Origin of the sequence: Hymenobacter lapidiphilus (assembly GCF_003417065.2) — a bacterium.
Classification (GTDB): Bacteria; Bacteroidota; Bacteroidia; order Cytophagales; family Hymenobacteraceae; genus Hymenobacter.
In genome coordinates, this window is the sequence record NZ_QVLT01000017.1 from 47,652 (window position 1) to 74,278 (window position 26,627).

Genomic DNA, 26,627 nt, shown 5'->3' on the forward strand with positions numbered 1-26,627 from the left:
GGGAGCGTTGGCGTCCACCACCGCCAGCGCATCGGCCGGGCTCAGGCTGCGGGCGGTGGCCGGCGTTTCCTGCTCCTGGCTGATATCGAGCAGCCGCCCGAACAAAATGGCCGTGGCCGCCGCGTCGCCGGCGGCGCGGTGGCGGCCGTTGAGCGGAATACCGATGTTCTGGCAGAGCTTGCCCAGGCTATAGCTGGGCTGGCCCGGCATAAGCGAGCGGCTAAGGCGCACGGTACACAGCGTTTTGCGCGAGTAAGTGTAGCCCAGATCACCAAACTCCTTTTTCAGAAACGAGTAGTCGAAGCGCACGTTGTGGGCCACGAATACGCAGCCCTCGGTCATTTCCACCACCTTGCGGGCCACTTCGTGAAAGCGCGGGGCCTCACGCACCATATCGTCGGTGATGCCGGTGAGCTGGGTTATGAAGAACGGAATGGCCGGCCGGGGTTGATGAGTGAGCTGAACTCGTCAATCACTTTCTCGCCATCGTGAATGTAAATGGCAATTTCGGTGATGCGGTCCTGCGCCGGCTGGCCCCCGGTGGTCTCAAGGTCGATGATGGCGTACAAGTATTTTTGAGCTGTTAGCTGAAAGCTATTAGCTGATAGCTTTCGGGTGGTGATACTTAGCCGGGCCTGGTTGGCTAAGCAGATTGGTAACAAAGATACCCAGCGCTAAGGTTGCACTTTCCAAAGCTGTTTAGAAATCAGGTCATACGAATGAGAAGGCCATGCTTCGACAGGCAGACATCAGATATAGCATGGCCTTCTTTTGACATTCTGAATTAGCCTTACCACATGCCCGACGTACCGGGAAGCTAAAGGCCCAAAAAAAGGAAGCCCACCGAATGGCGGGCTTCCTTTAAAAAAGCGAACAACTGTAAGCGAACAGTTCAGGCCTAACGGCCTTTCTGTCCGGTAATCCAGTTCTTGGTAGACAGAATTTCGCTGTGCTGCTTCTCGATGACACTGCGGGCTTCTGCGGGCAGCTCGTTCGATTTGAGCGCCGTTTCATAGCCTTTGAGCGCCGTGGCGTCGCCGGTTTCGCACTCGCCCAAAATAGCCGAGTCGTCTTGGCCGGTAATAGCCGATTTGATGTTGATCCAGCCGCGGTGTACGGCTGCAGCGGCATCAGTCAGGGCACCTTCAACAGTGCTTTCATCTTCGGGGTTGATGCCGAACTGCCGGGCGTTCTGGCCCAGCTCCGAGGCAAACTTAGCGCGTTGCTGGCTGAACTGGCTCAGTTTGGCCTTCAAATCGGGGCTGCTGACGCCTTCAGCGGCTTCCTGATAGCCTTTGGCGGCCGTTTTGTTGAGTTCTACGAGGTCGTTGTACGCGCGGGCAGTTTCGCCGGTGATAGTAGCCATGATGGGGAAAGTTAAGGTAGAAGATACGTGCCGCCCTTGGTGGCAGCAGCTGTGTCCTTATACTGTAAGGCGCCAAGGTCGGGTTACGTATAAAATTAGGGGCCCACCCCGCGCGCCAATGGCCCGACTACGCTTCGTCGCGGCCCAGCATCCGGTTCCAGAGCCGTTTAAGTCCGCCGGGTTCCGCCGATTCAGGCTTGGTTGAGTCATCGCCATCGGCCGTATCGCCCAGCAAAAAGCCCCAGGGCTCGGTGGCTTTATTGGCATCGAGCACCACTTTAATCACGGCCATCAGCGGAATGCTGAGAATCATGCCCGGCGTGCCCCAGAGCTCGTTGCCCAGAATCAGGGCCAGAATGGCGGCCAGCGGGTTGATGCTCACCTGCGAGCCCGTAATCATGGGGGTAATGAAGTTGCCTTCCAGGAATTGCACGAACACAAACACGCCTACTACCAGGGCAGCCTGTACCGGCGAACCGGTTTCAACCAGCGTTACGATGGCCGGCAAGGTGGCGCCAATCAGGATGCCGATGTAGGGAATAACAGCCAGCACCGAGGCGAAAACGGCGAAGAAGATGGCGAATTTCACCCCCAGCACCAGCAGTCCGATACCGTTGAGAATCGACACAATTACAATCACTTTGAACAAGCCCGAAATGTAGGCCTGCACTACAGTCTGAATGCTATCGACGGTGTGCAGCACGCTGGTACGCTTGTCCGGGTCGACAAACCGAAACATGAACTGGCGCAGGTGGTCGCGGTAGAGCAACAAACAGAAGATGTAAATGAGAACCTGCGCCAAATTGCTAAACACGGCGGTAGTGGTGTTCAGCGTAGTACCCAGGTAGGTGCCACCCGACTTCTTAAGCGCTTTCATCGTCGTTTCTTTCAAATCGTCAACGCTCATGGGTTTATAGCCAAATTTCTGCTGGGCCCACTGCTGTCCGTCGCGAAAAAACTCCATCATCTTCACCTGCAGCTTGGGCAACTCGTCCTGAAACTGGGTCAACTGGGTTCCAAAGGCCAGAATAATGCCGGCAAAAAGGCCCATAACCAGCAGCAAACACACGATAATGGCCAGGATGCGCGGTACCCGATGGGCTTCGAGCCACTGGCAGATGGGCAGCAGCAGCAGCGTGAACAGGGCCCCGAACAGCAGCGGCAGCAGAATGTCGTCGAGCTTGTGGAGCGTGTACACCAGCAGCACGGCCGATAGCAGCAGGAATGCAAACTTTACGCTGGCTACTTGCTTCACAATGGGTGGCGCCTGTGGGGTAGTGGTAGGCAGGCGATGCGGACTGAGAGGAGAGTTCATTTTACTAATATTATTGGGAGGAAGGGTCAGTATATGGGCCGGGAAAAAACGCTTTTGGGCTGCGGTAAGCCTTAACAGGGCATCGGTTGGGAGAATTGCCCAGTGTTTGCTAACTTTACTAGCGAAATGAAACGCGGAAAAGGTCGGTTTTCTGCGTTATTTTACCTCAACTTTTGAATGGCAACCCCTCGGCATGGCTGAAGAACAGATTTCCGTGGCCACCCACGGCTACACCGAAGACAGCATCCGCTCACTAGACTGGCGCGAGCATATCCGGTTGCGGCCGGGCATGTACATCGGCAAGCTCGGCGACGGCTCGGCGTACGACGACGGCATTTACGTGCTGGTGAAGGAAGTTATCGATAACTCCATCGACGAGCACGTAATGGGCCACGGCCGCACCATTGAAATCAAGATTTCCGAAGATAAAGTGCAGGTGCGCGACTATGGCCGGGGTATTCCGCTGGGCAAGGTGGTGGACGTGGTGAGTAAGATTAACACGGGCGGCAAGTACGACAGCAAGGTTTTCCAGAAGTCTGTGGGCTTAAACGGGGTCGGCACCAAAGCGGTTAATGCCCTCAGCAATTACTTTCTGGTACAGAGCGTGCGCGACGGGCTGATGAAGTCGGCCGAGTTCTCGCAGGGCATGCTCACGAGCGACCCCAAGCCCCAGAAAACCAGCCAGCGCAATGGTACGCTGATGGTGTTCGAGCCTGACGAGTCGATTTTCAAGAACTACAAGTTCTACCCCGAGTACCTCGAAAATCAGATCTGGAACTACGTTTACCTCAACGCTGGCCTCACCATCCACTTCAACGGCCAGAAGTACTATTCCGAGCACGGTCTGCTCGACCTGCTTTCCCGCAAGGCCGACCCCGAAACCCTGCGCTACCCCATCATCCACCTGAAAGGGGAGGATATGGAACTGGCTATTACCCACGGCAACGACTACGGCGAAGAATACTACAGCTTCGTAAACGGCCAGTACACCACCCAGGGCGGCACGCATTTGGCGGCTTTCCGCGAGGCCATCGTAAAAACGCTACGCGAGTTCTATAAGAAGGACTACGACGCGTCCGACGTGCGGGCCTCGGTGATTGGTGCCATTTCGATCCGGGTGCAGGAGCCGGTGTTCGAGAGCCAGACCAAAACCAAGCTCGGCTCGCTCAACATGGGCCCCGATGGCCCCACCGTGCGCGGCTTCATCCTCGACTTCATCAAGGAGCACCTCGACAATTACCTGCACAAGAACCCCGCTATTGCCGAAGCCCTGAAAAAGCGCATCGAGCAGAGCGAGCGGGAGCGTAAGGACATGGCCGGGGTGAAGAAGCTGGCCAACCAGCGAGCCAAAAAGGCCAACCTGCACAACCGCAAGCTCCGCGACTGCCGCTTGCATTTCGGTGATGGCAAGCACGATGATGAGGTTCGGACAACTCTCTTCATCACCGAGGGCGACTCGGCCTCGGGCTCCATCACCAAGAGCCGCAACGTGCAGACGGAGGCCGTGTTCAGTTTGCGCGGCAAGCCGTTGAACTGCTTCGGACTGAAGAAAAAAATCGTGTATGAGAATGAGGAGCTGAATCTGCTCCAGCACGCGCTCAACATTGAGGAAGGCATTGAGAACCTGCGCTACAACCGCGTGGTTATTGCCACCGACGCCGACGTGGACGGCATGCACATTCGGCTGCTGCTGCTCACCTTCTTTCTGCAGTTCTTCCCCGATTTGGTGCGCAACGGCCACGTCTACATTTTGGAAACGCCGCTATTCCGGGTGCGCAACAAGAAAACGACCATCTACTGCTACAACGAGGGCGAGAAGCAGGCCGCCATGCGCCAGCTTGGCCGCAACCCCGAAGTCACGCGCTTTAAGGGCCTGGGCGAAATCAGCCCCGATGAGTTCGGCAAGTTCATCGGGGAAGATATCAAGCTGGAGCCCGTGATTTTGCAGGCCGAGCGCTCAGTGCAGCAAATCCTGACCTACTACATGGGCAAAAACACGCCCGCCCGCCAGGAATTCATCATCGACAACCTGCGCCTCGAAAAAGACCTGATAACCTCTGATGTGCTGCCCGTGGCCGAAGTGCCGATTGAGCAGGCCGAGGCGGCGCAAGTCTTCTAGTTCAGCTAGAGAATGCAAAATTCCTTCGCGCCGCTTCTGTTGGCGCCGAAGAGTGGTACAAGAACAAATAAGCGTGGCCCGGAGCCACACCCCGTATGTCCGAAGAAACGAACCCCCAGGCCACCCCAATGAACTCCAATGACGCCGACGAGCAGCTGTACGCAGCCGGCGAATCGGTGGAGTTGAGTGGCACCGATGCCGCCGAAACCGAGGAAATCCTGTCTGAATCTGGGGCCGATGTGGAGGTCAACATTGAACCCGAAGCTATTCCGGAAGACGAAATGTCGGCGGAAGAAGAGGAGGAGGCCAAGTTTGCGCCCGGCGAAACTATCCACGACGTGGCCACGGTGCGCGGCATGTACCAGAACTGGTTTCTGGACTACGCCTCGTACGTGATTCTGGAGCGGGCTGTGCCGGCCATCGAAGACGGCCTCAAGCCCGTGCAGCGGCGCATTATGCACGCCATGAAGGAGATGGACGACGGCCGCTTCAATAAGGTGGCCAACGTCATCGGCCAGACCATGCAGTACCACCCGCACGGCGACGCTAGCATCGGCGACGCCATGGTAAACCTGGGCCAGAAGGACCTGCTGATTGAAACCCAGGGCAACTGGGGCGACATCCGCACCGGCGACTCGGCGGCCGCGCCCCGCTACATTGAGGCCCGCCTGAGCAAGTTCGCCCTCGAGGTGGTGTTCAACCCCGACATTACGGAGTGGCAGATGAGCTACGACGGCCGCAAGCGCGAGCCCACCACGCTGCCCGTAAAGTTCCCGCTGCTGCTGGCCCAGGGTGTGGAGGGCATTGCCGTGGGTTTGAGTACCAAGATTATGCCCCACAACTTCCGCGAGCTGTGCCAGGCCAGCGTAGCGGTGCTCAAGGGCAAGGAGTTCCAGCTGTTTCCCGACTTCTCGACCGGCGGCCTGGCCGACGTGAGCAACTACCAGAACGGGCAGCGGGGCGGCAAAATCCGGCTGCGGGCCACTATCGAGAAGGCCGACAAAACCATGCTCGTCATTCGCGATATTCCGTACGGCACCACCACCACGGCGCTGATGGAAAGCATCGTGAAGGCCTCGGAAGCGAATAAAATCAAGATTAAGAAGGTGGTCGATAACACGGCCGCCGAGGTGGAAGTGCAGGTGCACCTGCCGACCGGCGTGAGCCCCGACCTGACGATGGACGCGCTCTACGCCTTCACCGACTGCGAAATCAGCATCTCGCCCAACACCTGCGTTATTATCGAGGACAAGCCGCGCTTTGTGGCGGTGGAAGATATGCTGCGGCTGAGCACCCAGAAAACGGTGCGGCTGCTGGAGCGCGAGCTGGAAATCAGGCAGGAAGAGCTGGGTGAAAAGTGGCACTCGGCTTCGTTGGAGAAGATTTTCATCGAGAACCGCATTTACCGCAAAATTGAGGAGTGCGAAACCTGGGAGGAAATTCTGCTGACTATTGAAGCCGGTCTGAAGAAGTTTACGCGGGTGGCAGGGGAGAAGGAGAAGCCCAACGATACGCGCATCGTGCTGGCCCGCGCCATCAGCGAGGATGACCTCACGCGGCTCACCGAAATCCGCATCAAGCGCATCAGCAAGTTCGACGGCTTTAAGGCCGATGAGCTGATTGCTCGCCTCGAAGCCGAACTGGCCGAGGTGGCCGACCACCTGCTCAACCTCACGCGCTACGCCATCAATTACTTCGAGGGCCTGCTGAAAAAATATGGCACCGGTCGCGAGCGGCGCACTCAGTTGCGCGCCTTCGCGGTGGTAACGGCCCAGAAAGTAGCCGTGGCCAACCAGAAGCTCTACGTCAACTACGCCGATGGTTTCGTGGGCTACGGCCTCAAGAAGGACGAAAAGGCCGTGGCCGTCACCGACTGCTCCGACCTCGACGACATCATCGCCATCCGCCGCGACGGTACGTTCATGGTGACGCGCATTGCCGAGAAAACCTTTGTGGGCAAGGATATTCTGCACGCCGGGGTGTATAATAAGAACGACGACCGGCTGGTGTACAATATGGTGTATCAGGACGGCACTTCGGGCATCAGCTTCGCCAAGCGCTTCCTGGTTTCGGGCATCACCCGCGACAAAACCTACGACCTGACCAAGGGCACCAAGGGTACCAAAACGCTCTACCTGACCGCCAACCCCAACTCGGAGTCGGAACTCGTGGCCATTCAGCTTGCCGATAAAGCGGTGGCCCGGGTCAAGCAGTTCGACTTCGACTTTGCCGACCTCGCCATCAAGGGCAAGGGCTCGATGGGCAACATCGTCACCAAGCAGCCCATCAAGAAAATCACCCAGAAATCGTTGGGCGACTCGACGCTAGGCGGGCGCGAAATGTTCTTCGACAGCGTGGTGGGCCGCCTGAACGCCAACGGCCACGGCCGCTACCTGGGCACCTTCGACACCGATGATACCGTGCTGGCCGTGTACAAGGACGGCACCTACGAGCTGACGGCGCCCGACCCGGCCATCGACTTCGTGGTGGCCAACCTGGTGATGCTGCGCAAATTTGACCCGCAGATGGTGCTGAGTGCCGTGTACCTGGATGCCGAAACCAAGATGCATTTCGTCAAGCGTTTCCGGATCGAAACCAGCACGCTGGCCAACCGTTTCATCTTTATTAGCGAAGCCAAAGGCTCCAAGCTGCTGGTCGCCACGGCCCATCCCGAACCTGCCGCCGAGGTGAAGCTGCAGCGCGACAAGAAGGCCGAGCGCGAAACCGAAAAGCTGCTGCTCCACGAGTTCATCGACGTGAAAGGCTGGAAGGCTCGCGGCAACAAGCTCAACTACTACAAGCTCCACTCCCTTACGCTGCTCACCGACGAAGGCCCCGAGCCCGAGCGCAAGGCGGCCAAGAAAAAGGCCGCTCCGGCCGTTATTTCGGCCCCCGCGCCCGACCCCAACGCGCCCCACGAGCCGCTGCCCGACCGCACCGACGAATTCAATATCTCAGCCGATGAAGTCGCCCAGGCCAAGGCTCTGCTCAAGACGCCCAAGTCGCAACTGAAGTTTTTCTAGGGCAGCCCACGTACCGAAAGCCGTGAGGGGAAGCAGCACCGTAGCAGGTTGCTGCTTCCCCTCACGGCTTTCGGCCCCTCGGGCATTTGGGTGGTATTGCGCAATTTTGCGTTAGTGTGCAGATTCTGCCTGCCGGGTTGTTGGTTGTTTATGCTTGTTTTTCGTCTGCTCTTGGTTCGTTGTGCGTTGCTGAGTCTGCTCGTGACTGGGGCCGTGCTGCTGGCGTGCCCGGCGGCCCAAGCCCAGCTCCGTCCAAAACGTGCCTCGGCCGAAAAGGCGGCCGCAGCGGCCGTTCTGGCGCCTCCTTGCGGAGCGCCGCCCGCTAACCCTGCCCTGCAGGCCGGGCTGGCCGAAGCCGGGGAACTGCTCAAGGCCTACCGCGAGTCGGAGGCGCTGAGCCGCTACGAACAGGTGCTGGCGCAGGCTCCGGCCACCTACGAGGCCCTGTGGCAGGCCGCCGTGCTCAGCGTGCGCATTGGCAGTCGCTACACCGATGAGAGCCGCCGGTTTGCCTACTACGCCGCCGCCCGCCTCTACGCCAACCGGGCCTTGGTGGTGTGCCCCGAAGGAGCGGAGGGTCATTACGCCGCCGCCCGCGTACTGGCTGCCCAGGCACCCCTTCAGCCGTTGCGCAGCCGTCTGCTGGCCTACCGCGAAATGCGCCCCCATGTGTACCAGGCCACCGAATTGCGCCCCGGTTGGGCCGCGGCTTGGCAGCTGCTGGGCCGCTGGCACTACCGCGTCGACCACTATAGCCTGCCCGAGCGCGTTTACAGCCGCCTGTTTATGGGGGGCATGCCGGCGGGGGGCAGTACGCTGTTGGCCATTGAGGCCCTGCGCCAATCCTACAAGCTGGACTCCCAGCGTATTGAGGTGGCCTACGATCTGGCCCGGGTGTACCTCAACCGCAGCCAGGATGCCCGCGCCCGGTTTGTACTGCAGGCCGCCGTGCAACTGACGCCCGTTACGGCCGAAGAATTGGTTATCAGCCGCAGTTGCCAGAAGTTGCTCGACCAGCTTAACCGCCGCCAGCGCCGGCAGCAGGTCCGTTTCCGCCGGCTGCTCTGAACAGCGGCACGTATCTTTGCCGGCTCACCCTACTTTTTGTGCTGACTGTGCGGTTTTTTCAATTTTGGGGAATTGCCGGGCTGGCTGTGGCCGCCCTGCTGACCGGCTGTGCCGAGCCAACCCCGGCGGCCCGGCCCGATACCATGATTGACCTGCGCACAGTAGCAAGCGGCCCCCGCGTGCAGGCCGAGGAGCTCGACGGTGCCATTGTCCGCCAGCCCCGCAACGCCTCACTGTATGCCCGGCGGGCTGCTTTCCGCCTCGATGCCGGCCAGACCGATGCTGCCCTGAGCGACATCAACCATGCCTTGGCGCTTGATGACGCGCCGGGCCAGTTCTACTTTACTAAAGCCCGCGCCCTGCGTGCCCAAGGCTACATTAAAGCGGCCCTCGATGCCACCGACCAGGCCGCCCGCCGCGGCTTTGCCTCGCCCGAGCTCAACCTGCTGGTGGGGGAGATGCACCTGGCTTCACGCCGCTACCAGGATGCCCTCGACCAGCTCGACCGCGCCCTGCAGCAGGAACCCGATCTGGCAGCCGCGCTATTCTACAAGGGCCTGGCGTTTGTGGGGCTGCAGGATACCGTGCAGGCCCTCGACTACCTGCGCGCCAGTGTGGCCCGCGCCCCGCGCGAGCCCGAAATCCTGCATCAATTGGCTTTCCTGTCCAACGCTTACCGGCAGCCCGACCAGGCGGCTATCTACGCCGCCCGGGGCCTGAAGCTGGACTCGACTTACGCCCCGCTCTGGTACGACTACGGCCGCCAGTTTGAGCTGCAGAATCAGCCCGAGCAGGCCCTGCGCAGCTATGCCCGCGTGGCGCAACTCGACTCGACCTTCTACCGGGCCGACTACCGGCTGGGGCTGGCTTCCTACAAGGCCCGCCGCTACGCGCAGGCCGTGCCCCACCTGCAGCGGGCCCTGCGCCGCGCACCGCGCCTGCCCGATGCCCGTTCCATGCTGGCCGAAAGCTTCGAAAGCCAGAGCCTCTGGGCCGAAGCCGCCGACCAGTACCGCCTGTTGGTGGCCGAAAACCCCGGTAACCGCCGCTGGAGCTACAAAGTCTGGAAGGTGGGCAACCGCGCCCGTGGTGTTGTAGTCGACGAAACGCCGCGCCCCGCACCCGTCGAGGCCATCGAGCCGCTTGACTTCTACAAGCCGGGGCTGTAGGGAGTTGGGTGGGTTTCAGGTTTGAGCATAGCCGGGTGGCGGGCCTCATGTCGCGGGCAAACCCGGTTTTTGGGTGCCGGATGTGAAAACAGCTCCGCTTAAAACTTCCTAACTTGCCGCTTCACGGCTGTTTGTATAGCCATTACGTCCCCTTTTTTATGCTGAATATCACCCTCCCCGACGGCTCGGTGCGCCAGTTTGTAGATGGCGCCACGGGCTACGATGTTGCCGCCACCATCAGCGAAGGCCTGGCCCGCAATGCCGTAGGCGTGCGCGTCGATGGCGAAGTACGAGACTTGCACCGCCCTATCGAGCAGGACGCCAAAGTGGCCATCCTGACTTGGAATGACGACGATGGTAAGATGGCCTTCTGGCACTCCTCGGCCCACGTGCTGGCCGAAGCCCTCGAAGCGCTGTATCCCGGCGTGAAGCTGGGCATCGGTCCGGCCATCGAAAACGGCTTCTACTACGACATCGACTTGGGCGAAGGCCGCACCATTTCGAGCGAGGACTTCCCGGAAATCGAGAAGAAAATGCTGGAGCTGGCCCGCCAGAAAAGCAAGTTCGAGCGCCGTGCGGTGAGCAAGGCCGATGCCATTGCTTACTTCACGGAGAAGGCCGACCCCTACAAGCTGGATCTGCTGGAGCGCCTCGAAGATGGCACCATCACGTTCTACCAGCAGGGCAACTTCGTGGACCTGTGCCGCGGCCCGCATCTGCCCGACACCGCCAATATCAAGGCCGTGAAGCTGCTCAACATTGCCGGCGCTTACTGGCGCGGCGACGAGAAGAATAAGCAACTCACGCGTATCTATGGCATCACCTTCCCCAAGGCCAAAGAGTTGACTGAGTACCTCGAAAAGCTGGAGGAAGCCAAGCGCCGCGACCACCGCAAGCTGGGCAAGGAGCTGGAGCTATTTGCGTTTTCGGAGAAAGTAGGAGCGGGGCTGCCGCTGTGGCTGCCCAAAGGCACCATGCTGCGCGAGAAGCTGGAACAGTTCCTGCGGCGCGCCCAGATCAAGGCGGGCTACCAGCCCGTGGTAACGCCCCACATCGGCTCGAAGGAGCTGTACGTAACCAGCGGCCACTACGAGAAGTACGGCGCCGACTCGTTCCAGCCCATCAAGACGCCAAATCCGGGCGAGGAGTTCTTCCTCAAGCCCATGAACTGCCCCCACCACTGCGAAATCTACAAGACCAAGCCCCGCAGCTACCGCGACCTGCCGGTGCGCCTGGCCGAGTTCGGCACGGTGTACCGCTACGAGCAAAGCGGCGAGCTGCACGGCCTAACGCGAGTGCGCGGCTTCACTCAGGACGACGCCCACATCTTCTGTCGCCCCGATCAAGTAAAGGAGGAGTTCACCAAGGTTATTGATCTGGTTCTCTACGTGTTCCGCGCATTGGGATTCAAGGACTTCACGGCCCAGATTTCCCTGCGCGACCCCGAAAACAAGGCCAAGTACATCGGCTCCGATGAGAACTGGGACAAGGCCGAGCGGGCCATTATCGAGTCGGCCGCTGAGAAAGGGCTGATGACCGTGACGGAGTTGGGCGAGGCTGCCTTCTATGGCCCCAAGCTCGACTTTATGGTGCGCGACGCCCTCGGCCGCAAATGGCAGCTGGGCACGGTGCAGGTCGATTACAACCTGCCCGAGCGTTTCGACCTGGAGTATGTAGCCTCCGATAACTCGCGCCAACGGCCGGTGATGATTCATCGGGCCCCGTTTGGCTCGCTTGAGCGGTTTGTGGCCGTGCTCATCGAGCACTGCGCCGGTAACTTCCCGCTCTGGCTCTCGCCCGAGCAGTTCGCCGTGCTGCCCATTTCGGAGAAGTACCACGACTACGCCCAGCAGGTGTACGACCGCCTGATGGGCGCCGAACTGCGTGGTACCGTCGACCACCGCGACGAGAAAATCGGCCGCAAAATCCGCGACGCCGAGGTGTCGAAAGTGCCTTACATGCTGATTGTGGGCGAAAAGGAGCAGGAAAACGGTATTGTATCGGTGCGCAAGCATGGCGAGGGCGACGTAGGCTCGATGCCTATCGACTCGTTCATCAAGAGCTTCGAAAGCCAGGTGGCCGCCATGATGGACGGCGCGGCCGGGTAGCGGTGTTGTTGGGGCCCGGCCACTTACCGGGGCCCAACAACATTGCCCTTTTTCTACTCGCTGAGCCCTTTTTTTATATAGGTTTTAGTGAGGATTTGGAAAAAATGCCGGATATTTGCCCGCTAGCTGAACTCATTGGCCCCGGCCGATGTGGTTATAGTCCTAGTCAAAATCGACTTTCACCTTAAGGAGAAACCGCCATAGCTACCCCTAACCGCCGCTATATCCCTCGTGCCCAGGTCGAGGAGCCGTTCAAAATCAATCATAAGATTACGGCCCGTGAAGTGCGCCTCGTTGGCGACAACGTGGAGCAAGGCATCTACCCCACGGATCAGGCCCGGCGCATGGCGCAGGACCAAAACCTGGACTTAGTTGAGATTTCGCCCACCGCCACGCCCCCTGTGTGCCGGGTTATCGACTACTCGAAATTCAAGTACGAGCAGAAGAAGAAAACCCGTGAGCTGAAAGCCAAGCAAACCAAAGTTGTCATCAAGGAAATCCGTTTCGGACCCAACACTGACGACCACGACTTTGCTTTCAAGCTCAAGCACGCCCAGGAATTCCTGAAGGAAGGCGCGAAAATCAAGGCTTACGTCCACTTTGTTGGTCGAAGCATTGTCTTCAAGGAGCGGGGCGAAATCTTGCTGCTCAAGTTTGCCCAGGCCCTTGAGGACCTGGCCAAGGTAGAGCAGCTGCCCAAGCTCGAAGGCAAGCGCATGTTCCTGTATCTGGCTCCGAAAGTGATAGCGCCCCCTAAAAAGGTCGCTCCCAAGGAGACTGACAAGGCCAAGCCAACCGACAAAGCGGCCAAAGCCGCTGCCCCGGCTCCTGCGACGGAAGCAAAGGAAACGGCTCCGGTCGAAACCGACGCTGCCGATCAGGCGGCCGAGTAACGCTCTTACAGCGGGGTACTGCTCCGTTTTTTCGCTGGTGCACCGGCCCTAGGCAGCCGGGCGCCGCATTTTTCACCTTTTTCTACCACCACAATGCCGAAGATGAAGACCAAGTCCGGCGCCAAGAAGCGTTTTACGCTGACCGGCACGGGCAAAATCAAGCGTAAGCACGCCTACAAGAGCCACATCTTGACCAAGAAAACCACCAAGCAAAAGCGTAACCTTACGCACATCACGCTGGTTAGCTCGGCCGACATGAACCGCGTAAAGGACATGCTTAACATGTAATTAGGAATGGCTGATTAAGAAGGGTTGACTGGCTGAACTGCCAAGGCTTGTACTTCTTAGTTGCTGATTGCTGATTATCCATTAAAACTCACACCAGGCGTTCGGTAGGAACCCAAGCTGCGGCAGTAAGTCCGCCGCCGACCGCCAAAAACAACCCAGGTTATGCCAAGAAGTGTAAACCACGCGGCCTCGCGCCACCGTCGGAAGAAAATCATGCGTTTGGCGAAAGGCTACTATGGCCGCCGCAAAAACGTATGGACCGTTGCCAAAAATGCTGTCGAGAAAGGTCTGCTTTATGCTTACCGCGACCGGAAAGTAAAGAAGCGTGAGTTCCGGGCCCTCTGGATCCAGCGTATCAACGCCGGTGCCCGCGAGCATGGCCTGTCGTACTCGCAGTTCATGGGTGGCCTCAAAAAGGCTGGTATCGAGCTCAACCGTAAGGTTCTGGCCGACCTCGCCCTCAACCACCCCGACGCTTTCAAAGGCATCGTGGAGAAAATGAAATAACCCTAAACGGTTATTGCCACAAAAAAGCGGCTGCCCCGAAAGGAGCAGCCGCTTTTTTGTGCTCTTATTTTGTCGGGGCTGCTTATGAAGAAAGACGGCCGTGCCGGGCGGCATGAGTGAGAATTAGGCCCCGCGCTCCACTGTCTGCATTTCGCGCAACCAGGCAACGGCCTCCTCCATGTGCTCAAATAACTGCAGGTGCAAATGAGACCCCACTCGTAGGTGCATATCTTCTACAGAGGCCTGCCCAAATACGCCAGGCGCAATAACATGGGCATAGTATGTCATGCCAGCGGCCAGGGCCTGCGGTACCCAGATCTGCTCCAGCCAGTCGTTGGCGTGTTTCCACGAACCAAGCAACCGGCGGTTATCGGTTAGCATGTAGGGGCAATGCGTGAGCTGCAGGAGCTGCAGAATGCCACCAGAGCCTTCCTGGATAGATTCCAGCGTTAGCAGGCCTTGCCAGTCGTTATAAATCCAGTTATTCTGCTGGTCGAATTCAGTTATCAGAAACGTGGTGCCAGTGCTTGTGTTGAATTGCTGCCGCATAGATTCAAAGGAGGGTATTTCTCGCTCAACCTCCTAGTTATTTAGACGAATGTTGATAAATCGTCGGTAAGCGACGTTTCTGGCAAAGCAAAACGGCCGGTCGGTGGGTGAAGCAGAACGGACAGACTGAAAAGCAAAAAAACCGCGCCGGAATGTTCCCGACGCGGTTTTAGTATGTAGCGGGAACGAGAGTTGAACTCGTGACCTCAGGGTTATGAATCCTGTGCTCTAACCAACTGAGCTATCCCGCCCTGTTTTGGTGGTGCAAAGGTAGGCACAAGATTTGAAGCGACGCAAGGGGTGAAGGAAAAAAAACCCGCGTATATTGGCTGCCGGAGGAGCAGCCAGACGGCGCTCCGGTCCTAAATTCTTTACGCTGTACTGCTTATGTCCCTTTCTACTACTCGTCAAAAACACCGTTTTTCGGTAGAACATCCTATTAATGCCTCTCCCAAAATTCTGTATCCCTACTTAGCGACGGCTTCGGGCCTAGAACAGTGGTTTTGCCAGCGCGTGCAGATGGAAGGCAGTCAGCACTTCAACTTCGTATGGGACAACCAGTCCCACTACGCCGAGATGAGCTCGCACCGCACCAACCGCTCGGTGCGCTTCTGCTTCCTGGACGAGCGGCGCCAGACGGTAGCCGACGCCAACTACCTTGACTTCCTGATTGAGGAGTCGCAACTGACCCAGGAAGTGTACCTGCGCGTAGTGGACTACTCGGAGGAAACCGACACCGAGGAGCTGGAGGAAATGTGGGCAAGCCTGATGCAGAAATTGCGCGAACAAGTAGGCGGCTAGATGAAGCCGCAGCCCGGCAGGAGGGGAGCAGACGCGAAACGAGCCGTATCTTCGTTTAGCGTTTGCTCCCCTTTGTGTTTTAGTCCGCCGAAACAGGGATGGGCGGTTGCTTCTATGAAAAAACTCGATAAGCTGATTTTGCAGGCCTTCGCCGGGCCCTTTCTGCTCACCTTCGCCGTGGTGCAGTTCATCTTCCTGATGCAGTTCATGATGAAATACATGGACGATCTGGTGGGCAAGGACCTGGGCCTGGGCGTGATTCTGCAGCTGCTGTTTTACTTCGGCGTGCTGATTGTGCCCATCTCACTGCCGCTGGCCGTGCTGCTCTCGTCGCTGATGACGTTTGGTACGCTGGGCGAGCACCACGAGCTGACAGCCATTAAAACGGCTGGCATTTCGCTCACCCGCATTTTGCGGCCGGTGCTGGTGGTGAGCGTGCTGCTGGCGGGGGGCGCGTTCTGGTTCAATAATACCATCGTACCGTTGGCCAACCTGGAGGCTTTTAGCTTGCTCTGGGATGTGCGGCAGCAAAAGCTGGCGCTCGATATCCGCGAGGGCGTGTTCTACAACGGTATTCCCGGCTTCACGATTAAAGTGGATGAAAAGCAGGGCGAGAACGGCGACGTGCTAATGGGCGTGATGATTTATGACCATACCGGGGGGAGGGGTGGCAGCACCGTGATTCTGGCCGATTCGGGCCGCATGTTTACCCGTTTTGGGGGGCAGTACCTGGGGCTGGAGCTGTTTCGAGGGCGCTCCTACACCGAGCAGCCTAACACCCAGAGCACGGCCGGCGCCAGCTTTATCCGCCAGAACTTCGACCGCAACCTGATTACGTTCTCCTTGAAATCATTCGGCCTTGATCGGACCCAGAAAGAGCTGTTCAATACCAACAAGATGATGCTCAACCTGGATCAGCTCGGGCACTACACCGACTCGCTCCAGACCCGGGTGAACCAGGAGCGCCGGCAGGTGGTGCGGCAGATGACGCCTTACTACAGCTACCTGCGCCTCGATACGCTGGGTGAGGCTGCCGATCAGCGCGTGGCAGCCTGGACCGTGCCCCCGAACCAGCTACCGAACGACACAAAAGCCACTGCCCTGCAGGCCACCAACCGCGCCCGCAACGTGCAGTCGTTCCTGACAACCACTGAGGAGCGCCTGACCAACCTGACCAAGGAAGCGGCCAACTACCGAATCGAAGTCTTCCGCAAGTACACCCAGTCGGCCGCCATTCTGCTCATGTTTCTGATTGGGGCGCCGTTGGGAGCCATTATCAAGAAGGGCGGGTTGGGCGTGCCCATTCTGGTGTCGATTGTATTCTTCATCATTTACTACGTCTTCTCGATTATGGGTGAGAAGTACGGCCGCGAGCAGGTAATGCCTGTTGCCGTCGGTATGTGGATGTCGGGTGCCATACTGCTGCCTATTGGCTTGTTCTTTCTCTACCAGGCCCGCCACGATTCGGGGCTGCTTGATGTGAACTGGGGCCGGCTGGTGCCCCGCTGGGTGCGTTGGCCTATGCGCGGCTACAAGAAGGCAGTGTGAGGTAGCAAGGGCAGTGAGGTGTACGAAATAGAAAAAACCAGCCTATGAGTCCGGCGCCTGCGACCCGGATTTTCATATTGCTCCTCATTTCCCATATTCAACTCGTATTAAATAGCTACCTTTGCGGCCACCCCGAGGTGCGGGGTGGATTTTCTTTTCTTTTTTTAATCTAAGACGGGGCAACCTATCTGCCGATGATTCTGACTACCGAAGCAAAACAGGCTATTTTCGAGAAAAACAGCCTCCAGAAAACCTCCAAAGACACCGGTTCGGCCGAGTCGCAGATTGCCCTCTTCACCCAGCGCATTCTGGACCTGACCGAGCACCTGAAGGTGAACAAGAAGGATTTCTCGACCCGTTTGGGGCTTCTCAAACTGGTAGGTAAGCGCCGCAGCATGCTGGATTACCTCATGCAGCGGGACATCAACCGCTACCGCGCCATCATCAAGGAACTGGGTCTGCGTAAGTAGGCTCACCTTCCGGAGCAGGGAGCCTTCCACCCGGAAGGTTCCCTGCTCTTTTTTGTGCAAAGCCGGCTGCATTGTTCCGCCGGTTTTGTTGTTTACCATCCGACTTATCTTTTTTAGAGCAAAACGGGACCATTGCCGGTCTGGTTTTTTCGGCTGCTCGCCCGCTGCACGCTTTCCCTTAAAGCACCCTCGATGCCCAACTACCACGCGGTTACCAAGCACATCACCCTGCCCGACGGTCGGCAGATTTCCCTCGAAACCGGCAAGCTGGCCAAATTCGCCGATGGCGCCGTAGTGGTGCGCCTCGGCGACGCCATGCTGCTGGCCACGGTCGTTTCGCAGCCCAGCTCGCGTGGCGAGGTGGATTTCCTGCCCCTGTCGGTTGATTACCAGGAGAAGTTCGGCGGTGCCGGCAACATTCCCGGCTCGTTCCAGCGCCGCGAAGGCCGCCTGTCGGACCAGGAAATCCTGGTTTGCCGCATCGTCGACCGGATTCTGCGCCCGATGTTCCCCAAGGATTATCACTACGAGGTGCAGGTGATGATTACGCTGATTTCGGCCGACCGCACCGTGCAGCCTGATGCTCTGGCTGCCCTGGCCGCCTCGGCTGCCCTCTCGATTTCGGATATTCCCTTCTCCGGCCCCATCTCGGAGGTTCGCGTGGCCCGCATCGATGGCAAACTGCAAATCAACCCTCTCACCGCTGATATTGCCCGCGCCGACATCGACCTGATTGTAGGTGCTACCGCTGATTCGGTGGCCATGGTGGAAGGCGAGATGGATGAGGTGAGCGAGGAGGAAATGGTGGAAGCCATTGCTTACGCCCACGAGGCCATCAAGCTGCAGGTGAAAGCCCAGCTGGAGTTAGCCGCTGAAGTGGAGAAGTCGAAAGTAAAGCGCGACTACCCCAAGTACGTCGAGAACGACGAGCTGAAGCAGCAAATCAACGACGCCGTATACCAGGGCGCTTACGACGTGGCCAAGTCGGGGAACACCAGCAAGGCCGGCCGCAAGGAGGCTTTTGGTGCCATCAAAAAGCCGTTGCTGGCCAAGCTGCTCGAAGAAAACCCCGAACTCGACCAGAAAATGTTCGGCCGCTACTACGCTTCGGCGGAGAAGAAGGGCATCCGCGACATGATGATCAAGGAGCGCACCCGCCTCGACGGCCGGAAGCTCACCGAAATCCGCCCCATCTGGAGCGAAATCAACTACCTGCCCGGTGCGCACGGCTCGGCCCTGTTCACGCGCGGTGAAACCCAGTCGCTGACCACGGTAGCCCTCGGCACCAAGCTCGATGAGCAAATTGTAGACACGGCCATGACGTCGGGCTACAGCAAGTTCATGCTGCACTACAACTTCCCGGCCTTCTCGACCGGTGAGGTAAAGCCCAACCGCGGCCCCGGCCGCCGCGAAATTGGCCACGGCAACCTGGCGCTGCGCTCGTTGAAGAAGGTAATGCCTTCGGACGACGAGAACCCCTACACCGTTCGCATTGTGTCGGACATTCTGGAGTCGAACGGCTCGTCGTCGATGGCCACGGTGTGCGCCGGCTCGATGGCGCTGATGGACGCCGGCATTCCGGTGCGCGCTGCCGTTTCGGGTATTGCCATGGGCCTCGTGCAGGACAAGGAAACCGGCGAGTACGCCGTGCTTTCGGACATTCTGGGCGATGAGGACCACCTCGGCGACATGGACTTCAAGGTAACCGGCACCGAGAAAGGTATCGTGGCTTGCCAGATGGACATCAAAATCCAGGGGCTGAGCGCCGAGATTATGACTGCCGCGCTGCACCAGGCCCGCGAAGGCCGCCTGCACATTCTGGGCGAGATGGCCAAGACCATTTCGGCGCCTGCTGCCGAGCTGAAGCCGCATACGCCTCGCTCGCACAAGATGCTGATTGACAAGGAGTATATCGGTGCCGTAATCGGACCCGGCGGCAAAGTCATTCAGCAGATTCAGAAGGACACCAACGCCACGGTTATCATCGAGGAGAAGGACGAGAAAGGCCACGTGAGCATCTACGCTTCCAACCAGGAAGACATGCAAGCCGCCATCGACCGCATCAACGCAATTGCCGCCACGCCCGAGGTAGGCGAGACCTACAAAGGCAAGGTGCGCAGCATTCAGCCCTACGGCGCGTTCGTGGAAATCATGCCGGGCAAAGACGGCTTGTTGCACATTTCGGAGGTATCGCACGAGCGGCTGGCCTCGCTGGAAGGCGTGCTGGAAGTAGGGCAGGAGATTGACGTGAAACTGCTTGATATCGACAAGAAAACCGGCAAATACCGCCTCTCGCGGAAGGTGCTCATGGCGAAGCCCGAGCGTACGGCCGACTCCAACGGTGCGGCTTAAAACAGCCCTTTCCGAACTTTAGCGGGTACCGGGCCGTTGCATTAAACTGAGCCCGGTACCCGATAAAGGGGAGGATTCGCTTGACGAATCAAAAATGACGTTTACAAGCAGAAGCATCATCACTATCATCCTCTCGCGCCCGCAATGAGACAGTTAAAAATCAGCAAGCAGATTACCAACCGCGAAAGCCAGTCGCTGGATAAATACCTCCAGGAGATTGGCAAAGTGGACCTGCTGACTCCCGATGAGGAGGTAACGCTGGCGCAACGCATCAGAGAAGGCGACCAGTTGGCGCTGGAAAAGCTCACTAAGGCCAACCTTCGCTTCGTGGTGTCGGTGGCCAAGCAGTATCAAAACCAGGGCCTGAGCCTCGGCGACCTCATCAACGAGGGCAACCTCGGCCTGATTAAAGCCGCCAAGCGTTTCGACGAAACCCGCGGTTTCAAATTCATTTCCTACGCCGTTTGGTGGATTCGTCAGTCGATTCTTCAGGCTTTGGCCGAGCAGTCGCGCATCGTGCGTTTGCCCCTGAACCGGGTTGGCTCGCTGAATAAAATCAGCAAGTCGTTCTCGGAGCTGGAGCAGAAGTTTGAGCGGGAGCCTTCGCCCGAGGAAATTGCCGAAGTACTGGAATTGACCACCTCGGAAGTAGTGGACACGCTCAAGATTTCGGGCCGCCACGTATCGGTGGATGCTCCGTTTGTGCAGGGTGAGGAAAACCGCCTGCTCGACGTGCTCGAAAACGAGGACGAAGACAGCCCCGACACGGGCCTGATGAACGACTCGCTCCGCAAGGAAGTGCAGCGCGCCCTGAGCACGCTCACCAAGCGCGAAGCTGATGTTATCACGCTTTACTTCGGCCTGAATGGCGAAAGCTCGCTCACGCTGGAGGAAATCGGCGAGAAGTTCAACCTGACCCGCGAGCGGGTTCGCCAGATCAAGGAGAAGGCTATTCGCCGCCTGCGCCACACCTCGCGCAGCAAAGCGCTGAAACCGTATCTGGGGTAAGTTTTTCTGCTTCCCAAACAGTAAACCCTGACCCATTGGTTGGGGTTTTTTGTTGGTAGGAGCGAGTAGTTTGGCTTGATGACCGACTAAGCCGCCTTTTCCAAAACAGCCCAACCGTCCGGGCTTGTTACCTTTGTAGTCCCAACCTTAATCCATCCCGGCGCGGGCCTGGCCCGCCGCTGCTACGTACTGTATGGCCACTACCACCCCCGAACACATTCACTGCCTGATTATCGGCTCCGGTCCGGCCGGCTACACTGCCGCCATTTACGCCGCCCGCGCCGGTCTGAACCCCGTTATGTACCAGGGCCTGCAGCCCGGCGGGCAGCTCACCATCACCAACGACGTGGAGAACTTCCCCGGCTACCCCGATGGCGTGATGGGCCCCGCGATGATGGAAGACCTGAAAAAGCAGGCCGAGCGCTTCGGCACCGACATCCGCTATGGCATTGCTACGGCCGTGGACTTTGAGGCCCACCCGCGCCGCATCACTGTTGATGAAAAGCTGGAGCTGACGGCCGACACCGTTATCATTGCCACCGGCGCTTCGGCCAGGTGGCTGGGGCTGCCCTCCGAGCAGCGCCTCAACGGCTCGGGCGTGTCGGCCTGCGCCGTGTGCGACGGGTTTTTCTACCGCGGCAAGGACGTGGCCATTGTAGGTGCCGGCGACACGGCTGCCGAGGAAGCTACTTACCTGGCCAACCTCTGTTCGAAGGTGTACATGATTGTGCGCAAGGGCGAGATGAAGGCCTCGAAGATTATGCAGAAGCGCGTACTCGACAACCCCAAGATTGAAGTGCTCTGGCATACCGTAACCGACGAAATTCTGGGCGAGCATGTAGTGGAGGCCGTGCGGGTGAAGAACGTGCTGGAAGGCACGACCCGCGAGCTGGCCATCGAAGGCTTCTTTGTGGCTATTGGCCACGACCCCAACTCCAAAATCTTTCAGCCCTACCTGCACCACGACGAGCAGGGCTACCTCAAAACCCTGCCCGGCACCAGCAAAACCAACGTCGATGGTGTGTTTGCCTGCGGCGACGTGCAGGACTTTACCTACCGCCAGGCCGTGACGGCCGCCGGCACCGGCTGCATGGCTGCCCTCGACGCCGAACGTTATCTGGCCGCCCTGGGCGACTAATTGCCGCGGAGGAGGGGATGAGCGAATGCGTGAACCAGCCGGACATACCAGTTGGCTCGGTGGGGCGTTGACCCTGCGCATTCCCTCATTCCCTCACCCACGCCCTCACTCATTAACTTTTTGCTCTTGCTGAATTTTGTTAGACACTGGCTGCTGCCGCTGCTACTGATCGGGCTGTTTTTAGGCTTGCCCGGCCAGCTGCTGGCCCAGCGGCGCAAGGTGCCATCCTCTTCCAAGCCCAAAGCCGGTGATACCGATAAGCGGAAGGACTTTTTTCGCATCAAAACGCCGACCATCCGTTACGTGCGGCCCGATACGACGGTGCTCATCCAGACGGAGGAGCTGCCCGACGATAATTCCGAAGCAGCCAAATCCATCTTCTTCAACCCGGCCCGCAAGCTTTCCATCGTGAGTGAAGACACGACCTCGCTCAACGAGGGCGAGCAGCACATTGTGGAAGTGAAGGAGCAGGTGCAGATTGACTCCAGCTGGATTCAGGTGGCCGGCTACTACGCCATCTGGGACACCCAGAACATCAACCCGTACCGGGTAGATGGCCGCCGCATCAAGGACACGCTCAACCTGCGGCTCATCGAGCCCGAGAAGCAGCGCTACGCCAAAATGCCGCTTACCAGCACGCCCGTTACCTCCGGCTTTGGTTTCCGGGGCTACCGCTGGCACTACGGCATCGACCTGGACCTGGACACCGGCGACTCGGTAAAAACGGCTTTCGATGGCGTGGTGCGCCTGGTGAAGTGGGACGGTAGTGGCTACGGCAACTACGTGATGGTACGCCACTACAACGGCATTGAAACGCTCTACGGCCACCTGCAAAAGGCGCTCGTAACGCCCGGCACTTTCGTGAAGGCCGGCGAGTTGATTGGCTACGGCGGCAGCACGGGCCGCAGCAGTGGTTCGCACCTACACTTCGAGGTGCGCTACGAGGGTAACCCCATCAACCCCGACGAGCTCTACGACTTCCCCGATTACAAGCTCATCAAGGACAATTTTCAGATTACGTCAACCCTGTTCGACTACTACAGCAAGTCGCTTCGCTACCGGGGCGGCAGCGTGCCGGGGGCAGCCAGCAGCAGTAAGGCGCGGCCCACCCAGGCCCGCCGGTTAATAACGCACAAAATCAGGAGCGGCGAAACGCTGTCGGGCATTGCCCAGAAATACGGCGTTTCGCAGGCCCAGTTGCGCCGCCTTAATGGCAGCACCGGTACGTTGCGCATTGGCCGTATGCTGCGTATTAAGTAGATGTGAGGCTAAGAGAAATCAGCGGTTATGCTGGCTCCCAATTCGTCAGCCCACCAAACTCAGACTTCTAAGACTCTAGAATGAAACTCGATGTACTGGCCCTTGGGGCGCACCCCGACGATGTGGAAATGTCCTGCTCCGGCACGCTGCTGGCGGCGGCGGCGGCGGGCAAAACCATTGGCATCATCGATTTAACCCGCGGCGAGCTGGGCACCCGCGGCACGCCTGAAACCCGGGCTGAGGAGGCCGAGCGGGCCAGCCGCATTCTGGGCCTGCACGCGCGCGAAAACCTGGGCATGGCCGATGGCTTCTTCCGCAACGACCGGGAGCACCAGTTGCTACTGGTGGCTGCCCTGCGCCGCTACCAGCCCGATGTGGTGCTCTGCAACGCCATCCACGACCGGCACCCCGACCACGGCCGGGCCGCCCAGCTGGCCACCGAGGCCTGTTTCCTCTCGGGACTGCGCATGATTGAAACCCTGGGCGAAGATGGCCAGCCCCAGGCCCCCTGGCGCCCCCGCGTGGTGTACCACTACATCCAGGACCGCCAGATTCCTGCCGACTTCGTGGTGGATATTACGGCGCACTGGCCCAAGAAGTGGGAATCCATTCAGGCTTATAAAACCCAGTTCCACGACCCCAACAGCCAGGAGCCGGCCACCTATCTGTCCACGCCAGCATTCAGCGACTTTATGGAGGCCCGGGCCCGCGAGTTCGGCCACCTCATAGGCGCGCAGTACGGCGAAGGCTTCACCCGCGAGCGGCCGATTGGTGTGCGGGAAATCACGGAGCTGATTTGACGCAGACCTGAATTTTAAGTAGACTAAAAAAGGACCTTCCGGGTAGCTCTCGTAGCTATTCGGAAGGTCCTTTTTTTATGTGGTTGCGGACGTGAGTAAAGTCTGATCAGCGGCGCGGAAATCCGTGTTTGAGCCTTATATATCAGATTTAGCGTTTCTCCCTAAAGTCTGATAATGCCACATGATGGTGAGGTTGTGCCGTTTGGCTGGTGTTATTTCGTGCATCCCTTCCGGACACCTCCGGCTGGTTTGTCCCGCGAATTGCCTCAACTAATACCTCGTCTCATGAAAAACGCTGCTGCTCCCTTACCGCTCGGGTTGAAACTGTTGTTCACGGCCTTTCTGGCGGTGATGGTGCCGGTGTACTGGTTCAACTACGGACCCACCAACTTCCTCTACTTCTGCGACGTGGCGCTGCTGCTGTGCCTGATCAGCATCTGGACCGGCCACCGCCTGCCCGCCTCCATGGCCGCCGTGGGCATCCTGTTGCCCCAGGTGCTCTGGTGCGCCGACTTCCTGGGTGAGCTGTTTGACATCCACCTCATCGGCATGACCTCCTACATGTTCGATCCCAACCGCTCGTTGTTTCTGCGGGGGCTCTCGTTCTTCCACGGCTGGCTACCCTTCCTGCTGCTGTTTTTAGTGAAGCGCCTGGGCTACGACCGTCGCGCCCTACCGGCCTGGACGCTGGTGGCCTGGGGCCTGTGCTTGGTAGCCTACTTCTGGCTGCCCGCCGCCGGCACCGTTATGCCGGACCCCAAAATCCCGGTCAACATCAACTACGTCTTCGGCTTCGACGACGCCCAGCCCCAAACCTGGCTGCCCGCCCCGCTCTACCTCGTTGGCTGGATGCTCACGCTGCTGGTCGTCATCTACCTGCCTACCCACTGGGCTTTGCGCCGCTGGTTGGCCCCGAAAGTGGCTGTTGCTTCGGAAGAGGTTGTGGATGCGGGTTTGGTGGGAGCGTAGGGGATTGATGTCAAGGAATACAGCTTAATATAAATGCAAAGTGCCCGGCCTGTTTTAGCCGGGCGCTTTGCATTAGTGAAAATCAAATAAAAGCCGTAGAAGCAGTTAGACGACAACAAGTATTACATCCTACCGCACCCCTAGCCGGTTCCGCTTCCAGGCTGAACCAGTCGCAGCGGCCGTTTCTGAAGTGGCAGCCGTAGCGCCCGGCTTCTTTTCCGTCAGGAGCATGGCGGCCAGGACGGCGGCTACCTCGGCGGTGGCTTCGTCGGGGGCGGCGGACTGCAGGGCGTCGGCCGGGAAATGGTCGCGGATGAAGTTGGTGTCGAAGTTGCCGCTCACGAAGGCGGGGTGCTGCAGCACGTAGGTCCCGAAGGCCAGCGTGGTTTCGATGCCGGTAATCTGGTACTCGGCAATGGCGCACAGCATGCGGGCAATGGCCTCCTCGCGGGTCGCGCCGTGCACCACGAGCTTGGCAATCATCGGGTCGTAATAAATCGGGATGTCCATGCCCTGCTCGAAGCCGTCGTCCACGCGTACGCCGGGGCCCTGAGGGCGCACGTAGGTGGTTAGGGTGCCGATGTCGGGCAGGAAGTTGTTCTGCGGGTCTTCGGCGTACACGCGCAGCTCCAGCGAGTGGCCCGTGATGGTCAGATCTTCCTGCCGGAAGGGCAGGGGCTGGCCCTCAGCCACCCGAATCTGCTCCTTCACCAGGTCGAGGCCGGTGATTTGCTCCGTCACGGGGTGTTCCACCTGCAGGCGGGTGTTCATCTCCAGGAAGTAGAAGTTGTGCTTGTCATCGAGCAGAAACTCCACGGTGCCGGCCCCGGCGTAGTTGCAGGCCCGGGCCACATCTACGGCGCAGCGGCCCATTTCGGCCCGCAGCTCGGGCGTGAGCACCGCCGAGGGCGCCTCTTCAATTACCTTCTGGTGGCGGCGCTGAATGCTGCACTCGCGCTCAAACAAATGCACGATGTTGCCGTGCTCGTCGCCGAGCACCTGAATCTCGATGTGGCGCGGCCCGGTCACGAACTTCTCGATGAACACGGCCCCGTTGCCGAAGGCCGAAACGGCCTCGTTGATGGCCAGCTGCATCTGCTCCTCAAACTCGGCGTCGGAGTTCACGATGCGCATGCCCTTGCCACCGCCGCCGGCCGAGGCCTTAATCAGGATGGGGAAACCAACTTCAGCGGCGATGCGCCGGGCCTCATGCACGTCGGAAATGGCCTCGTCGGTGCCGGGTACCAGCGGGATGTCGTAGGCTTTCACGGCCTGCTTGGCCGAGAGCTTGTCGCCCATAATGTTCATGGCCTCGGGCGAGGGACCCACGAAAATCAGCCCGGCCTCGGTGACCTGGCGGGCAAATTCGGCGTTTTCACTCAGGAAGCCATAGCCCGGGTGAATGGCATCGACGCCCAGCTCACGGCATATTTCCAGAATTTTGTCGCCGCGCAGGTAGCTGTCCTTGCTGGCGGGCGGGCCCACGCACACGGCCTCATCGGCGTAGCGCACGTGCAGGGCATTGCGGTCGGCCTCCGAGAAGATAGCCACGGTCTGGATGCCCATTTCCTTGGCCGAGCGCAGCACGCGCAACGCAATTTCGCCGCGGTTGGCAACGAGGAGCTTCTTGATTTTCTTCATGAGGTGGGAGAGAAGGGGCGGATAGCGAGTGAAACAGACCAGAAACAGAACGTCATTCTGAGTGAAGCCGAAGCATCGCTACCGCTTCGCTGAAATGCTATATAGTACATTGTAATAAAGCGGTAGCGATGCTTCGACTTCGCTCAGCATGACGTTTCAGTAGGCGATGATTACCGTTCTGACACCCAAAGAAACGACCTTCCGGGCGCACCAAAAAACGGGCGGAGCGAATTCG

20 protein-coding genes, 1 tRNA gene and 2 pseudogenes are annotated in these 26,627 nt (G+C 59.0%); 17 read left to right on the forward strand and 6 right to left on the reverse strand.

Annotated elements, in window-relative coordinates; all coding sequences use genetic code 11:
• Nucleotides 1–159: 159 nt before the first annotated feature.
• The 3 genes and pseudogenes from D0N36_RS19635 to D0N36_RS11585 form a co-directional block, all read right to left on the reverse strand.
• Nucleotides 160–662, reverse strand: a pseudogene (locus D0N36_RS19635) (3'-5' exonuclease); the annotation flags it as partial.
• Between the two features lie 236 nt (nt 663–898).
• The gene (locus D0N36_RS11580) at nt 899–1,366 is read right to left on the reverse strand and encodes a PA2169 family four-helix-bundle protein (protein ID WP_116941607.1); all 468 of its coding nucleotides are present in this window, start codon (nt 1,364–1,366) and stop codon (nt 899–901) included.
• Nucleotides 1,367–1,493: 127 nt separating this feature from the next.
• Nucleotides 1,494–2,681, reverse strand: coding sequence for an AI-2E family transporter (locus tag D0N36_RS11585; RefSeq protein ID WP_242478890.1), 1,188 nt, complete (start codon nt 2,679–2,681; stop codon nt 1,494–1,496).
• A 193-nt stretch (nt 2,682–2,874) separates the two neighbouring features.
• Here D0N36_RS11585 and D0N36_RS11590 point away from each other — a divergent pair, with 193 nt between their 5' ends.
• The 8 genes and pseudogenes from D0N36_RS11590 to rplT all read left to right on the forward strand — a co-directional run bounded on the left by D0N36_RS11590 (nt 2,875) and on the right by rplT (nt 13,856).
• A complete protein-coding gene (locus D0N36_RS11590) occupies nt 2,875–4,800 on the forward strand; it encodes a DNA topoisomerase IV subunit B (protein ID WP_116941612.1) in 1,926 nt (641 codons plus the stop codon).
• A 281-nt stretch (nt 4,801–5,081) separates the two neighbouring features.
• The gene (locus D0N36_RS11595; RefSeq protein WP_242478894.1) at nt 5,082–7,823 is read left to right on the forward strand and encodes a DNA gyrase/topoisomerase IV subunit A; all 2,742 of its coding nucleotides are present in this window, start codon (nt 5,082–5,084) and stop codon (nt 7,821–7,823) included.
• A gap of 150 nt (nt 7,824–7,973) precedes the next feature.
• Entirely contained in the window at nt 7,974–8,891 is a 918-nt protein-coding gene (locus tag D0N36_RS11600) for a tetratricopeptide repeat protein (protein ID WP_147320845.1), read from the forward strand.
• A gap of 47 nt (nt 8,892–8,938) precedes the next feature.
• On the forward strand, nt 8,939–10,060 hold the full coding sequence (locus D0N36_RS11605) for a tetratricopeptide repeat protein (RefSeq protein ID WP_147320846.1): 1,122 nt from the start codon (nt 8,939–8,941) through the stop codon (nt 10,058–10,060).
• Nucleotides 10,061–10,218: 158 nt separating this feature from the next.
• Nucleotides 10,219–12,168, forward strand: a complete 1,950-nt coding sequence (thrS, locus tag D0N36_RS11610) for a threonine--tRNA ligase (RefSeq protein WP_116941616.1) — start codon at nt 10,219–10,221, stop codon at nt 12,166–12,168.
• 200 nt (nt 12,169–12,368) lie between these two features.
• Nucleotides 12,369–12,926, forward strand: a pseudogene (gene infC / locus D0N36_RS11615) (translation initiation factor IF-3); the annotation flags it as partial.
• Nucleotides 12,927–13,154: 228 nt separating this feature from the next.
• Nucleotides 13,155–13,349 (forward strand): 50S ribosomal protein L35, encoded by a 195-nt coding sequence (gene rpmI / locus D0N36_RS11620; protein ID WP_092737641.1) that lies wholly within the window; start codon nt 13,155–13,157, stop codon nt 13,347–13,349.
• A 162-nt stretch (nt 13,350–13,511) separates the two neighbouring features.
• Complete coding sequence (rplT, locus tag D0N36_RS11625; protein ID WP_116941618.1) at nt 13,512–13,856, forward strand: 50S ribosomal protein L20; 345 nt, start codon at nt 13,512–13,514, stop codon at nt 13,854–13,856.
• A gap of 123 nt (nt 13,857–13,979) precedes the next feature.
• Here the strand turns inward: rplT and D0N36_RS11630 are convergent, their stop codons facing one another.
• Nucleotides 13,980–14,405 carry a hypothetical protein gene (locus tag D0N36_RS11630; RefSeq protein WP_116941619.1) on the reverse strand — a complete coding sequence of 142 codons (426 nt, stop codon included), beginning with the start codon at nt 14,403–14,405 and terminating at the stop codon, nt 13,980–13,982.
• A gap of 177 nt (nt 14,406–14,582) precedes the next feature.
• A tRNA-Met gene (locus D0N36_RS11635) sits at nt 14,583–14,656 on the reverse strand.
• A 136-nt stretch (nt 14,657–14,792) separates the two neighbouring features.
• Between D0N36_RS11635 and D0N36_RS11640 the strand changes: the two genes are divergently transcribed.
• The 9 genes from D0N36_RS11640 (at nt 14,793) to D0N36_RS11680 (ending at nt 24,751) form a co-directional block, all read left to right on the forward strand.
• On the forward strand, nt 14,793–15,206 hold the full coding sequence (locus D0N36_RS11640) for an START-like domain-containing protein (RefSeq protein ID WP_116941620.1): 414 nt from the start codon (nt 14,793–14,795) through the stop codon (nt 15,204–15,206).
• A gap of 114 nt (nt 15,207–15,320) precedes the next feature.
• A complete protein-coding gene (locus D0N36_RS11645) occupies nt 15,321–16,754 on the forward strand; it encodes an LptF/LptG family permease (RefSeq protein WP_116941621.1) in 1,434 nt (477 codons plus the stop codon).
• A 194-nt stretch (nt 16,755–16,948) separates the two neighbouring features.
• On the forward strand, nt 16,949–17,224 hold the full coding sequence (gene rpsO, locus D0N36_RS11650; RefSeq protein WP_116941622.1) for a 30S ribosomal protein S15: 276 nt from the start codon (nt 16,949–16,951) through the stop codon (nt 17,222–17,224).
• Nucleotides 17,225–17,416: 192 nt separating this feature from the next.
• Nucleotides 17,417–19,576, forward strand: a complete 2,160-nt coding sequence (gene pnp, locus D0N36_RS11655) for a polyribonucleotide nucleotidyltransferase (protein WP_116941623.1) — start codon at nt 17,417–17,419, stop codon at nt 19,574–19,576.
• Between the two features lie 144 nt (nt 19,577–19,720).
• Complete coding sequence (locus D0N36_RS11660) at nt 19,721–20,584, forward strand: sigma-70 family RNA polymerase sigma factor (protein WP_116941626.1); 864 nt, start codon at nt 19,721–19,723, stop codon at nt 20,582–20,584.
• A gap of 193 nt (nt 20,585–20,777) precedes the next feature.
• Nucleotides 20,778–21,722, forward strand: coding sequence for a thioredoxin-disulfide reductase (gene trxB / locus D0N36_RS11665; protein WP_116941629.1), 945 nt, complete (start codon nt 20,778–20,780; stop codon nt 21,720–21,722).
• Nucleotides 21,723–21,848: 126 nt separating this feature from the next.
• Complete coding sequence (locus D0N36_RS11670; protein ID WP_242478891.1) at nt 21,849–22,982, forward strand: peptidoglycan DD-metalloendopeptidase family protein; 1,134 nt, start codon at nt 21,849–21,851, stop codon at nt 22,980–22,982.
• Between the two features lie 80 nt (nt 22,983–23,062).
• Entirely contained in the window at nt 23,063–23,782 is a 720-nt protein-coding gene (bshB1, locus tag D0N36_RS11675) for a bacillithiol biosynthesis deacetylase BshB1 (protein WP_116941631.1), read from the forward strand.
• Nucleotides 23,783–24,067: 285 nt separating this feature from the next.
• Complete coding sequence (locus D0N36_RS11680; RefSeq protein WP_116941634.1) at nt 24,068–24,751, forward strand: hypothetical protein; 684 nt, start codon at nt 24,068–24,070, stop codon at nt 24,749–24,751.
• Between the two features lie 129 nt (nt 24,752–24,880).
• On the opposite strand, the gene accC is transcribed toward D0N36_RS11680, so the two are convergent.
• A complete protein-coding gene (gene accC, locus D0N36_RS11685) occupies nt 24,881–26,392 on the reverse strand; it encodes an acetyl-CoA carboxylase biotin carboxylase subunit (protein ID WP_116941636.1) in 1,512 nt (503 codons plus the stop codon).
• Between the last annotated feature and the right edge of the window lie 235 nt (nt 26,393–26,627).

Bases quoted from the DNA above. Each gene is read 5' to 3' on its own strand.
- D0N36_RS11580 (WP_116941607.1), bottom strand. From the start codon at position 1,366: ATGGCTACTATCACCGGCGAAACTGCCCGCGCGTACAACGACCTCGTA.
- D0N36_RS11585 (WP_242478890.1), bottom strand. From the start codon at position 2,681: ATGAACTCTCCTCTCAGTCCGCATCGCCTGCCTACCACTACCCCACAG.
- D0N36_RS11590 (WP_116941612.1), top strand. From the start codon at position 2,875: ATGGCTGAAGAACAGATTTCCGTGGCCACCCACGGCTACACCGAAGAC.
- D0N36_RS11595 (WP_242478894.1), top strand. From the start codon at position 5,082: ATGTCGGCGGAAGAAGAGGAGGAGGCCAAGTTTGCGCCCGGCGAAACT.
- D0N36_RS11600 (WP_147320845.1), top strand. From the start codon at position 7,974: ATGCTTGTTTTTCGTCTGCTCTTGGTTCGTTGTGCGTTGCTGAGTCTG.
- thrS (WP_116941616.1), top strand. From the start codon at position 10,219: ATGCTGAATATCACCCTCCCCGACGGCTCGGTGCGCCAGTTTGTAGAT.
- rpmI (WP_092737641.1), top strand. From the start codon at position 13,155: ATGCCGAAGATGAAGACCAAGTCCGGCGCCAAGAAGCGTTTTACGCTG.
- rplT (WP_116941618.1), top strand. From the start codon at position 13,512: ATGCCAAGAAGTGTAAACCACGCGGCCTCGCGCCACCGTCGGAAGAAA.
- D0N36_RS11630 (WP_116941619.1), bottom strand. From the start codon at position 14,405: ATGCGGCAGCAATTCAACACAAGCACTGGCACCACGTTTCTGATAACT.
- D0N36_RS11640 (WP_116941620.1), top strand. From the start codon at position 14,793: ATGTCCCTTTCTACTACTCGTCAAAAACACCGTTTTTCGGTAGAACAT.
- D0N36_RS11645 (WP_116941621.1), top strand. From the start codon at position 15,321: ATGAAAAAACTCGATAAGCTGATTTTGCAGGCCTTCGCCGGGCCCTTT.
- rpsO (WP_116941622.1), top strand. From the start codon at position 16,949: ATGATTCTGACTACCGAAGCAAAACAGGCTATTTTCGAGAAAAACAGC.
- pnp (WP_116941623.1), top strand. From the start codon at position 17,417: ATGCCCAACTACCACGCGGTTACCAAGCACATCACCCTGCCCGACGGT.
- D0N36_RS11660 (WP_116941626.1), top strand. From the start codon at position 19,721: ATGAGACAGTTAAAAATCAGCAAGCAGATTACCAACCGCGAAAGCCAG.
- trxB (WP_116941629.1), top strand. From the start codon at position 20,778: ATGGCCACTACCACCCCCGAACACATTCACTGCCTGATTATCGGCTCC.
- bshB1 (WP_116941631.1), top strand. From the start codon at position 23,063: ATGAAACTCGATGTACTGGCCCTTGGGGCGCACCCCGACGATGTGGAA.
- D0N36_RS11680 (WP_116941634.1), top strand. From the start codon at position 24,068: ATGAAAAACGCTGCTGCTCCCTTACCGCTCGGGTTGAAACTGTTGTTC.
- accC (WP_116941636.1), bottom strand. From the start codon at position 26,392: ATGAAGAAAATCAAGAAGCTCCTCGTTGCCAACCGCGGCGAAATTGCG.